10 protein-coding genes are annotated in these 11,956 nt (G+C 44.1%); 7 read left to right on the top strand and 3 right to left on the bottom strand.

Annotated features, from left to right (window positions below; all coding sequences use genetic code 11):
• Positions 1 to 39 precede the first annotated feature (39 nt).
• From prfB to HCZ91_RS09950, 3 genes are all read right to left on the bottom strand, one after another.
• Positions 40 to 1,135, bottom strand: a protein-coding gene (gene prfB, locus HCZ91_RS09960) for a peptide chain release factor 2 (RefSeq protein ID WP_102078362.1) whose coding sequence is annotated in 2 segments (ribosomal slippage) — positions 40 to 1,062 and positions 1,064 to 1,135 — 1,095 coding nt in all. Because the reading frame shifts where the segments join, the coding sequence is not laid out codon by codon here.
• A 124-nt stretch (positions 1,136 to 1,259) separates the two neighbouring features.
• Positions 1,260 to 1,961, bottom strand: coding sequence for an HAD family hydrolase (locus tag HCZ91_RS09955; RefSeq protein ID WP_179799263.1), 702 nt, complete (start codon positions 1,959 to 1,961; stop codon positions 1,260 to 1,262).
• A gap of 158 nt (positions 1,962 to 2,119) precedes the next feature.
• Complete coding sequence (locus tag HCZ91_RS09950; RefSeq protein ID WP_179799262.1) at positions 2,120 to 2,656, bottom strand: gamma carbonic anhydrase family protein; 537 nt, start codon at positions 2,654 to 2,656, stop codon at positions 2,120 to 2,122.
• 503 nt (positions 2,657 to 3,159) lie between these two features.
• Between HCZ91_RS09950 and carA the strand changes: the two genes are divergently transcribed.
• From carA to HCZ91_RS09920, 7 genes are all read left to right on the top strand, one after another.
• Positions 3,160 to 4,401, top strand: a complete 1,242-nt coding sequence (carA, locus tag HCZ91_RS09945; RefSeq protein WP_179799260.1) for a glutamine-hydrolyzing carbamoyl-phosphate synthase small subunit — start codon at positions 3,160 to 3,162, stop codon at positions 4,399 to 4,401.
• A 153-nt stretch (positions 4,402 to 4,554) separates the two neighbouring features.
• Positions 4,555 to 7,818, top strand: coding sequence for a carbamoyl-phosphate synthase large subunit (gene carB / locus HCZ91_RS09940; protein WP_179799258.1), 3,264 nt, complete (start codon positions 4,555 to 4,557; stop codon positions 7,816 to 7,818).
• 330 nt (positions 7,819 to 8,148) lie between these two features.
• Entirely contained in the window at positions 8,149 to 8,625 is a 477-nt protein-coding gene (gene greA, locus HCZ91_RS09935) for a transcription elongation factor GreA (RefSeq protein ID WP_057760725.1), read from the top strand.
• A 471-nt stretch (positions 8,626 to 9,096) separates the two neighbouring features.
• On the top strand, positions 9,097 to 9,381 hold the full coding sequence (locus HCZ91_RS13985; protein ID WP_257020040.1) for a hypothetical protein: 285 nt from the start codon (positions 9,097 to 9,099) through the stop codon (positions 9,379 to 9,381).
• Positions 9,275 to 9,757, top strand: coding sequence for a hypothetical protein (locus tag HCZ91_RS09930; protein ID WP_257020039.1), 483 nt, complete (start codon positions 9,275 to 9,277; stop codon positions 9,755 to 9,757). The genes HCZ91_RS13985 and HCZ91_RS09930 overlap by 107 nt, the downstream gene beginning before the upstream one ends.
• Before the next feature lie 211 nt (positions 9,758 to 9,968).
• A complete protein-coding gene (locus HCZ91_RS09925; protein WP_179799256.1) occupies positions 9,969 to 10,544 on the top strand; it encodes a hypothetical protein in 576 nt (191 codons plus the stop codon).
• Between the two features lie 141 nt (positions 10,545 to 10,685).
• On the top strand, positions 10,686 to 11,954 hold the full coding sequence (locus HCZ91_RS09920) for a putative DNA modification/repair radical SAM protein (RefSeq protein WP_179799254.1): 1,269 nt from the start codon (positions 10,686 to 10,688) through the stop codon (positions 11,952 to 11,954).
• Positions 11,955 to 11,956: the final 2 nt, after the last annotated feature.

Raw genomic sequence — 11,956 nt, 5'->3', positions numbered from 1 at the left:
GTTACTATTTTAAAACGGTTGCTTGTTTAAAACGGCTGCTTACAATCCTGCTTTTAGACTCGCTTCGATGAACTGATCGAGGTCACCATCTAGCACAGCACCAGTGTTAAAGGTCTCAACACCCGTACGCAAGTCCTTGATACGAGAGTCATCGAGCACGTATGAGCGAATTTGACTGCCCCAGCCAACATCAGACTTACCGTCTTCTACCGCTTGCTGTGATTCCATACGTTTTTGCATTTCAAGCTCATAAAGCTTAGCACGTAGCATCTTCATGGCGGTGGCTTTGTTACCATGTTGACTACGCTCATTCTGACAGGTCACTACCACGCCCGACGGCTCATGGGTAATACGTACCGCAGAATCTGTCGTGTTTACGTGCTGGCCACCCGCTCCAGATGAGCGATAGGTATCGATACGCAAATCCGCTGGATTGATATCAATCTCGACATTGTCGTCAATCTCAGGCGACACAAACACCGCAGCAAACGACGTATGACGACCATTATTACTATCAAATGGTGACTTACGTACTAGACGGTGGACACCAATCTCGGTACGTAACCAACCAAACGCATAATCGCCTTTGATCTCAATCGTTGCCGACTTGATACCAGCCACGCTGCCTGAAGATACTTCAATTACATCTACTTTGAAACCATGTGCTTCTGCCCAGCGTGTGTACATGCGTAGTAGCATTTCGGCCCAATCTTGCGCTTCGGTGCCGCCACTGCCTGATTGAATATCCAAGTAGCAATTGTTTGGATCCATCTCACCGCTAAACATCCGGCGGAATTCCAAATCAGCGACACGTTTCTCAGCGCTATCTAGCTCGCTCTGCACATCGGCTAGCAATGACTCATCTTCTGCTTCGACTGCCAACTCTAGCATAGCAGACGCGTCTTCTAGTGTGGTTTCAAGAGAAACCACCACATCGATGACACCATCAAGGTGACTTTTTTCTTTGTTGATTTTGGTCGCGCGCTCTGGATCGTTCCATAGCTCAGGGTTTTCTAATTCCAAATTGACTTCTTCTAAGCGTTCTTGCTTACCATCGAAGTCAAAGATACCTCCGCAAGTCCTGCCCACGCTCTGATAAATCTTTAATTTGCTCTTGATACGGATTGATTTCCATAAATATTCCTGTTTTTCTAATAAAATAAATAACGCATGTGGCGCTATTTTAAATGAGATTGAGACTAAATGGTTCGCTAATTATCACTATTGATAATGTTGCTACTATTACTAGCTTAAATAATCTAAATTGACCAATCTTCTACTGCCCAGCGATGTGCCAAAGCATGCGCATGTAACGCATCATCAGGTGATACGCAAACGGCCACATCAGCCCATTCGAGTAACGGAATATCATTTTTGGAATCTGAATACGCATACGTTTTTTCAAACGTGATACCAGAGGCTTGCTGTTTATTTAGCCATTTATCCAAATGGTATATTTTGCCCGCTTGGAAGTTTGGTCTGTCAATTAGCTTACCTGTATAGCGATTATCTTTGATCTCTAATGGCGTTGCCAATACATTGGCTTCTTCCACGCCAAAACGCTTGGCAATAGCCGATACCACAAAATCATTGGTCGCAGAAATAATCACCACGTCGTGACCTTGCTCAATGTGCTGGCACAACGCTTCCATCGCTTTTGGGCGAATATGTGGCTCGATTTCGCTTTTGATATAGTCTTCTCTTAGCTCATCAAGTCTATCAAGCGGCAGACTACTCAAAAACTGCGCGACGAATTCATTGTACTCTGTCGCATCTAGCGTACCTTCAATATAGTCATTATAAAACTTCTGATTAGCAGTGCGGTACTGCGCCTCATCGACAAGGTCATGCTTTACGATATACTCGCCCCAGAGATAATCGCTATCGACATCAAGTAATGTATGATCTAAATCAAATAATGCCAGTTGTTTTTGTTGTGTTTGTGCTTGATTTGCCTGCATGGTGAGACCTTATCGTTGGTTGCGAAAAAATATGAATCGTTTAATAAAATTGGGTACAGTTATCTACTAAAGCTGAGCATATCACTTAAATAGCATGTAAACGAAATAAGCCTGTACCTTGTAATCTATCCCTTTAGAATGGCTTAGACTCTTTACCTTTAGTCAGGCATCGCTATTTCTGTTAAGCCTGTTTTAAATTTCTGGCAACGCTCAGCATAATGTAGCGCTGACATTTTTAGCATGGCGGCTTGCTCACCTGTTAGCGTTTTGACCACTTTTGCAGGCGCGCCCATCACTAGCGAGTTATCTGGAATAACCTGACCTTCAGTAATCAAGGCTTTCGCCCCTATCAGGCAATTTTTACCGATCTTGGCATTATTGAGTACCACAGCACCGATACCAATCAGGCTGTTATCACCAATCTCACAACCGTGTAGCATAGCCAGATGGCCGATAGTGACGTAATTACCAATAGTAACTTTGACACCTGCATCGGTATGGATCACACTATTTTCTTGTACATTACTATAGTCACCGATATGAATACGATCATTGTCACCGCGTATCACTGCACCGAACCACACATTGGCCTGATGGCCTAAATATACATCGCCCATCACTTGCGCCGAATCTGCCACCCAACCGTTGAATGGCACAGCAAACTCAGGGGTTTTGTCTAAATACTGATAAATCATAACGACTCCTTGTCATCTTCATTATTGTTATAACAAACGATCATAAAAATTGGGTTTAGCGCTGCGCTGTCCATTGTGGCAAAGCCAACTGCGAAAATCCAGCGCTATTAATATACGCTCGATGTCGAATTCGATAAAAGAGAAAGTAGCTAATATCGGCTTAGGCTATTCTTATAACGTAAGTATCTTTATAAAGTCTTTGTTATTAGCCATGAAATGACTATTAATCCAGTAAATCGGCTAGCTATAACCGTCTATTTTGTATATAATACGCAAAATCTGTGCCTAAGCGAGCGGACATGATGCAAGTTACCTATTCACTATCTAGTGGGTTTTGTAGTTTTCATCAATAATGTCTTCTCGCTTTTTTGTGGAAAATTTTTGTGTATCGCCCTTTTTTTACTTTTATATGACAACAGTCAAATGCCGTAAATAAAAGGATACGGAGCAATTCTAGACCAACAAAACATGATGGCACTCACCAATAACAGCGGAGGCAATCCTTGAATTCATCGGCAGAAATACAAGCAATTTTGGCACTAGCAGACGGTACAATCTTTCGCGGTGTCAGTATCGGCAGCCTAGGTCATCGTATTGGTGAAGTGGTATTTAACACAGCCATGACAGGGTATCAAGAAATCCTAACCGATCCAAGTTATGCCCGCCAGCTGGTGACTTTGACTTACCCTCATATCGGTAATACAGGCACCAATAGCGAGGACACAGAATCTGGCAATGGCCATAAAGTATGGGCAGACGGTCTTATCATCCGTGATGCCACCATGGCAACCTCTAACTTCCGTAACTCAGAGTCACTCAGCGACTATTTACAGCGTAACGAAACCGTAGCTATCGCTGAAATTGATACGCGTCAGCTAACACGTCTATTACGTGATAAAGGTGCACAGAACGGCTGTATCATGACTGCTTCAAACGGCGAGACGATCAGCGCTGCTGATGAGCAAAAAGCGATTGAGTTAGCGAAAGGCTTTGCAGGTCTAAAGGGTATGGACTTGGCAAAAGAATGCTGCACTACAGAGAACTTTGAGTGGACAGCAGGTACCTGGGATTTATCAGACACCCTACTCAACCGTGATATTCCTGGTAGTCATGATAGCGGTACTGGCGGCTTCTTTAAGCAACTCGGCACTCACATCGATTCTAAATACAACGTCGTCGCTTATGACTTCGGTAGCAAAACCAATATCTTACGCATGCTCGTCGACCGTGGCTGTCACGTAACGGTCGTACCAGCACAGACCCCTATCGCAGACGTGCTAGCAATGAACCCAGATGGCATCTTCTTATCAAACGGCCCTGGTGATCCTGCAGCTTGTGATTACGCAATCGATGCGGTACGCCATATCATTGAGCAAACTGACGTGCCAACGTTTGGCATCTGCTTAGGCCATCAGCTAATTGGTTTGGCTAGCGGTGCAAATACTATCAAAATGAAAACGGGCCATCATGGTGCCAACCATCCAGTACAAGACTTAGCGACTGGTACGGTTATGATTACCAGTCAAAACCATGGCTTTGCGGTTGATGAAGACACACTACCTGACAATATTAAATCTACTCATCGCTCACTGTTTGATGGTACTAACCAAGGTATCGAGCTGACCGATAAGCCTGTATTTAGCTTCCAAGGTCACCCAGAAGCCAGCCCTGGTCCACATGACTGCGCGCCATTATTTGATAAGTTTGCGGATATGATGGAGCAGTCTAAAACTGCCCAAGCGTAAACGGTTGATTATAACTACATAACAAGTAAACGCTTGAATTGTCCATAGCGGTTCAAGCGGTACTAAATAAAGCACTGCAAGCATAAAACGCCATGAGCGTTATCAAAAATAAAGATTACTCAAATTATCACCCAAACGAAGGTAGCTCCAACTATGCCAAAACGTACCGACATAAAAAGCATTCTTATCATTGGCGCAGGCCCTATCGTCATCGGCCAAGCATGTGAGTTTGACTATTCAGGCGCACAGGCGTGTAAAGCACTAAAAGAAGAAGGCTACCGCGTCATCTTGGTCAACTCAAACCCTGCAACCATCATGACTGACCCTGTCATGGCTGACGCGACCTACATCGAGCCGATTACTTGGCAAACGGTTGAGCAAATTATTGCCAAAGAACGTCCTGATGCCATCTTGCCAACGATGGGCGGACAGACAGCACTAAACTGTGCGCTAGAGCTAGACAAGCATGGCGTACTGACTAAGTATAACTGCGAGTTGATTGGCGCGACCAAAGACTCAATCGAGATGGCAGAAGACCGCAACTTGTTTGATAAAGCCATGAAGCGTATCGGCCTTGAGTGCCCTCGCGCTGAAACGGCTGAAACCATGGAAGAAGCCTTTGCGACTCAAGAAAAAATGGGCTATCCGTGTATCATTCGTCCATCATTCACGATGGGCGGTTCAGGCGGTGGTATCGCTTATAACCGCGATGAGTTCATCGAAATCTGCGAGCGCGGATTTGACTTGTCTCCAAACCATCAGCTACTCATCGATGAATCATTGATTGGTTGGAAAGAATACGAGATGGAAGTGGTTCGTGACAAAAACGACAACTGCATCATCATCTGTGCCATCGAAAACTTTGACCCAATGGGTGTGCATACCGGTGACTCAATCACCGTCGCACCAGCACAGACCTTGACCGACAAAGAATACCAAATCATGCGCAATGCGTCATTAGCAGTACTGCGTGAGATCGGTGTTGAAACAGGCGGTTCAAACGTACAGTTCGGTATCAACCCTGATACTGGTCGCATGGTCGTCATCGAGATGAACCCACGCGTATCACGCTCGTCTGCCCTAGCCTCAAAAGCCACTGGCTTCCCGATTGCCAAAATCGCAGCGAAACTAGCCATTGGTTATACGCTAGACGAATTGCAAAATGACATCACAGGCGGCAAAACGCCAGCCAGCTTTGAGCCTGCGCTTGATTATGTCGTGACTAAAATACCTCGTTTTAACTTTGAAAAATTCCCACAAGCAGACAACATCCTATCGACTCAGATGAAATCAGTTGGTGAAGTGATGGCAATTGGTCGTAATTTCCAAGAGTCTATGCAAAAAGCCTTACGCGGTATGGAAACAGGTGCAGATGGTTTTGACGAGCAAATTGACTTATCAAAAGTCAGTGCTGAGAAGGCTCGTAGCGAAATCATCAATCGCCTAACCATTCCAACACCTGAGCGTATCTACTATGTTGCTGATGCCTTCCGCGTTGGTATGAGCGTCGATGAGGTGTTCAACTTTACCAAGATTGACCCATGGTTCTTGGTACAAATCGAAGACATCGTTAAGACTGAAGCGACGGTAAAATCACTCGGCTTTGGTGGCTTAAACGAAAACAACCTACGTAGCTTTAAACGTAAAGGCTTGTCAGATTTGCGTTTGGCTAAATTGCTTGGTATCTCACAAAAGCAGCTACGCAAAAAGCGTTGGGATCTAAACGTCTATCCAGTCTATAAGCGTGTTGATACCTGTGCAGCAGAGTTTGCTACTAGCACGGCTTACATGTACTCGACGTACGATAGCGAATGTGAAGCGAATCCAACAGACAAAAAGAAAATCATGGTTATCGGTGGTGGTCCTAACCGTATCGGCCAAGGTATCGAGTTTGATTACTGCTGTGTACATGCAGCGCTTGCCATGCGTGAAGATGGTTACGAGACCATCATGGTCAACTGTAACCCTGAAACGGTTTCCACCGATTATGACACTTCTGACCGTTTATACTTTGAGCCAATCACGTTAGAGGACGTGCTAGAAATCGTCCGTATTGAAAACCCTGATGGCGTGATTGTACAGTTCGGTGGCCAAACGCCATTGAAACTTGCTCGTGCACTAGAGTCAGCAGGCGTTAAAATCATCGGTACTAGCCCAGATGCAATCGATCGCGCCGAAGATCGTGAGCGCTTCCAGCATATGATTCAGCAGCTAAACCTAGTACAGCCATCAAACGCACTAGCAACCAGCTTAGAAGATGGCTTGGTTAAAGCAAAAGACGTAGGCTATCCATTGGTTGTACGTCCATCTTATGTATTAGGTGGCCGCGCGATGGAAATCGTCTACAACGAAGACGAGCTAAGACATTACCTACGTACTGCGGTACAAGCATCGAACGAAGCGCCTGTCCTACTAGATCGCTTCTTAGATGATGCTATCGAAGTTGACGTAGACTGTGTATGCGATGGTACTGATGTCGTCATCGGCGGTATCATGCAACATATTGAACAGGCTGGCGTTCACTCAGGTGACTCAGCATGCTCATTGCCACCATACTCACTGTCTAAAGAGTTATGTGACGTGATGCGCGCGCAAACGGTCGCCATGGCAAAAGAGCTAGGCGTTATCGGTCTAATGAACGTACAGTTCGCGGTAAAAGGCGAAACGGTATACATCCTAGAAGTGAACCCACGTGCTGCACGTACAGTACCGTTCGTCTCTAAGTGTATCGGTACTTCGTTAGCACAGGTTGCTGCTCGCTGCATGGCTGGCACTTCGCTTAAAGATCAAGGCTTTACTACTGAGATTGTCCCAGCATTCTATGCGGTCAAAGAAGCGGTATTCCCATTCGCTAAGTTCCCAGGTGTTGACCCAATCTTGAGTCCTGAGATGAAATCAACGGGCGAAGTTATGGGCGTGGGCAAAACCTTTGGCGAAGCATTCTACAAGGCCATTATCGGTAGTAATGAGCGTCTGCCAGGTCTACCGACTGAAGGCGAGACAAAAACCGTCTTTATCTCAGTTCGTGACAGTGACAAAGCCCAAATCGCTCCGATTGCTCGTCAGCTTGCAGACTTTGGCTTTAAGATTGTCTCGACCACTGGCACGCAAAAAGTACTGAGCGACGCTGGTATCGAAAGTCAGCAAATCAACAAAGTTACTGAAGGTCGCCCGCATATCGTTGATGCCTTGAAAAACGGCAAAATCGACCTTATCATCAATACCACTGAAGGTAAGCAAGCTCAAGAGGATTCGTTCTCTATTCGCCGTAGTGCGCTACAAGGCAAAGTATTCTACGTCACCACGTTAGGTGCCGCTGATGCTGTCTGCAAATCTTACGCGATTGACTTACCGTTTGATGTCTATAAATTACAAGATTTGCATGAGCAAGCAAAGTCTATTGACGTGGCTGAATAATTTCAGTAGATTAAGCATAACCGTTAGGCTTGCCTAAAAGCTCACTCAAGTATTGTTGTTTGCTTTAAATATAGCCAACCATGCTTGAGGAACGATACCTTTACCGTGATAGACCTAAAAAGCATAGTGGCTAAATTGCGACTATGCTTTTTATTACGTAAGCTTAAGTACGCCTATGCTTGAATTGAGGTGAAATACACTCATAAATGATGGCCAACTTATTCATTACATCGTCTTAATTATCACTCTTTTATATTTTATATCCATTGCAACAACACTGACACCATCTCATTATGAGGTGGTGTGGTGTTATTGGTTTAAGGAAAAAACATGCAACGTTACCCAATGACTCCGCAAGGACACGCGGCTCTAGAAGCCGAATTAAAACAGCTAAAAAGTGTCGACCGTCCACGCATCACAGCATCGATTGCTGAAGCACGCGAACACGGCGATTTGAAAGAAAATGCTGAATACCATGCTGCCCGTGAGCAACAAGGTTTTTGTGAAGCACGTATTCGTGACATCGAAGCCAAACTCGGTGGCGCTCAAGTCATCGATCCTTCGACACTGCCAAAAGAAGGCCGTATCGTGTTTGGTGTTAGCGTCGTGATCGAAAACATGGACACTGAAGAAGAAAAACAGTACAAAATCGTTGGCGACGATGAAGCTGACTTTAAAGCTGGTAAAATCTCAGTCAACTCACCAATCGCTCGTGGTTTGATTGGTAAGTTCGAAGGCGATGAAGTACGCATCGAAACGCCTAAGGGTGTGGTTGAATATGAAGTCATGAAAGTTATCTACGACTAATAGCTACACTGCGTTCTAATCTAGAATTTTGATACTCTCCATTGTAGATAGTTTGAAAAATGACTTTTAGATAATAGTCTTTATGACAATGATTGTGACTAGCGACTTAGTTATGCGACTCCATAGATGAAAGCCGTACTACACATAAATAGCATTTATACCATTTCGGTTACACAATGCTGCTTTTATCCCTGATTTGTTTTGGCGCATAATTATTTGAGTTTAAGGACACGACAGCTTTAGTATTCAGTCTATTCAGTAAGAAATAGTTAGGATTGAATAACTTCTATGCAAGTTAACACTGCTGCGCGCTTACTAAAAATAATGATGGTCTGATTGCACACATAGGCTAATATCAGCACTACTACCCTCGTTATTTGGCATATTTTTCGGTGTCATTTAACGGGGGTTTTGTTTATCTAAGCATTATCTATTGTTGTATTACTTACTATTATTTTTGAGGAGTCTTTTATGATTATGAACGATGGTTTTCAGGCATCAACTGCTAAAACGACTATGGCAAAAAATACAGCTATGTCTGCAATGCTAGCAGGTATCATGTTGGCCGCATCATCGGCCAATGCTGCCCCTGAGATTGCCATTAGCTCCTCTGCGAGCGGTAGCACCACGGTGGTCGAGCAATACTCTGATGGCAACCAACGTCACCCCACCAGTGATTATGCAGCAGCCAGTGACCAATCAAGTAACGACCACGACCACAACTTTGGATACGTTGCAACTGACCCCGACTTTTAGCACGCCTGGCGTGGTCAATGCCAACACCAAAGTCATGAAAATTCTAAAAAATGCTGATGGACGTGAAGTTGCCGTTCCTGCCAATCATATTGCTCCAGGCGATGTGATCGAGTATCACACCACTTATACCAACACCACAGCACAGCCGGTTAATGACATCAACGCCATGATCTCATTACCAAGTGGCGTCCAGTTAGTCTCGTTGAATAGTCCTCTTCCGACGCTTGCTACCACTGGCGGAGATAGCTATCAAACCATTCAGCAAGTTGGCAATACGGTGGTTGTCCAAGAAAACTACTCTGGTCTGAAATGGAACTTGGTGAACTTTGATGCCAATGCGGCCAAAACCGTCGTCATACGTGCCAAGGTTCAATAAACATTAAATTGTCGCGTATTATTATTTAACGGTTATCGGTATATGTAAAAGGTCTTGTGGACTAGCTATCTAGTCAGCAAGACCTTTTTTTAGAAAATAGCCAACTTATTGTGATATAAATAAACGTTTGTTAATCTGAAAAATGAGCCTTGTAGTTGTATTGACTGTAACACGTTATTATTAAGCTCTATATTACTAAGGAAGATGAATAATGAGCATCCTATCCATTAGAATACTTCTATTCATCCTTGTTCTTATTAGCATATTTATTGTCTTTAAAGCGATAAAATTGTTTAGCAATGCATTTAATGGCGTCATATTATTGACGCTACCATATAACGATAATGCAGGTAGTTTCACTGTCTCAAAATCAGGCGTTTATGCAATCTGGCACAAGAGCCCTCTCTTCAAAAAAACGCCGCTGACCCAGTTTAGACCACATATTCTCAATACCGCTACTGATAAAGAAATTAAGCTTAATCGCTCGATACTGTCTCCGCGCTCAAATAGTCTTAATACTGGAAGAATGGAACTTTTTACTTTTAAGGCGAAGGCTGGTCACTACGAATTAAAGTTAGTACCAGGTTCAAGTACCTCAAGATTTCAAGCAATGATAGGAGCCGCCCTACCGTTAGCAGGTATTGACTTAAACCACTACTCTATTGAGATTCAAAAAAGCCAAGCACAGATACTCACGATACTAGCCATTCCTCTCTTATTACTCGGTATTGCAGGTATCGTTGGCGGTTTTGTTATTGGATTATTAGCTGAAAAAATATTTATATAAACTCAAATCATATCCAAAAATTCAGATTTTCTTGACGACAACCGTTGTCGCATATCATTTCAACTTCACCTATAAATACAATGACTTAGCGATAATTTTGGTAAAATAGTCCTTCATCAATTAATTGGTAAAACGCGACTTATGGCAAACATCAATTATGAAAGATTACAGGGCAAACTCAATATCTTGGCCGATGCTGCCAAGTATGATGTCTCTTGCTCATCCTCCGCTGGTACTCGTAAAAACCAAGGCGGCGGACTAGGCGATGCCTCAGCAACGGGGATCTGTCACAGCTATACCGAAGATGGTCGCTGCGTCAGCCTATTAAAGATTCTTTTGACCAATCACTGCATTTACGACTGTGCTTATTGTACCTCGCGCAAGAGCAATGATACGCCGCGCGCCGCGTTCAGTGTCGAAGAAGTCGTTGACTTAACCATGCAGTTTTATCGCCGTAACTATATTGAAGGTCTCTTTCTTAGCTCTGGTATCTTTAAAAGTGGCGACTATACAATGGAGCGACTGGTCGAAGTTGCCAAACTCTTACGTACGCGTGAGCGCTTTAATGGTTACATCCATCTAAAGACCATTCCAGGTGCGTCAAAAGAACTGCTGCTAGAAGCAGGATTATATGCTGATCGTTTGAGCGTCAATATCGAGATTCCGACCAAATCAGGGTTGGCTTTGCTTGCGCCAGAGAAATCACATGACCAATTAAAAGCACCGATGGAAACGGTAAAAGAAGAAATCATTACTATTCGTGAAAGCCGTAAGACTCATAAAAAAGCGCCTAAGTTCACGCCAGCAGGTCAGACCAGTCAAATGATTGTCGGTGCGAGTAACGAGACTGACTTGCAGGTGATTCAACTATCGAGTCACTTCTACAAAACGTACGATCTCAAGCGGGTCTATTACTCAGGTTATGTACCTATGCTCTCTGATAATCGTTTGCCTGCGATTGGAACGCCCGTGCCGATGGTACGTGAGAACCGTCTTTATCAGGCGGATTGGTTAATGCGCTTTTATGGTTTTGACGCGCATGAGATTGTGGAGCCGGAGTCACCGTTTTTAGATTTGGACTGCGATCCAAAACTGGCTTGGGCAATACGCCATCGCGAGCATTTCCCAGTCAATATCCAGACAGCGACTTATGAGATGATTCTACGTATCCCAGGTATCGGTACAAAGACTGCTAAGAAAATCGTCAAAGCACGTAAGTTCAATCAATTGACGCTATACCATCTAAAAAAAATGGGCGCTGCAGTCAACCGTGCTAAATACTTTATCGCAACCACTGGCAAAAACGAACACCTTGCACATCTAACGCGCGATAATTTCCGTCAGTATGTATTGGCTCAAACGCAGACCAAGTTTAATGATCAACGTACTGGGCAGTTGGCTTTATTTTAGAA

This window comes from Psychrobacter sp. BI730 (assembly GCF_013414195.1).
Classification (GTDB): Bacteria; Pseudomonadota; Gammaproteobacteria; order Pseudomonadales; family Moraxellaceae; genus Psychrobacter.
The sequence above is the reverse complement of the archived record's forward strand: the minus strand, read 5'-3'. Positions and strand labels throughout refer to the sequence as shown.

Bases quoted from the DNA above. Each gene is read 5' to 3' on its own strand.
- HCZ91_RS09955 (WP_179799263.1), bottom strand. From the start codon at position 1,961: ATGCAGGCAAATCAAGCACAAACACAACAAAAACAACTGGCATTATTT.
- HCZ91_RS09950 (WP_179799262.1), bottom strand. From the start codon at position 2,656: ATGATTTATCAGTATTTAGACAAAACCCCTGAGTTTGCTGTGCCATTC.
- carB (WP_179799258.1), top strand. From the start codon at position 4,555: ATGCCAAAACGTACCGACATAAAAAGCATTCTTATCATTGGCGCAGGC.
- greA (WP_057760725.1), top strand. From the start codon at position 8,149: ATGCAACGTTACCCAATGACTCCGCAAGGACACGCGGCTCTAGAAGCC.
- HCZ91_RS13985 (WP_257020040.1), top strand. From the start codon at position 9,097: ATGATTATGAACGATGGTTTTCAGGCATCAACTGCTAAAACGACTATG.
- HCZ91_RS09930 (WP_257020039.1), top strand. From the start codon at position 9,275: ATGGCAACCAACGTCACCCCACCAGTGATTATGCAGCAGCCAGTGACC.
- HCZ91_RS09925 (WP_179799256.1), top strand. From the start codon at position 9,969: ATGAGCATCCTATCCATTAGAATACTTCTATTCATCCTTGTTCTTATT.
- HCZ91_RS09920 (WP_179799254.1), top strand. From the start codon at position 10,686: ATGGCAAACATCAATTATGAAAGATTACAGGGCAAACTCAATATCTTG.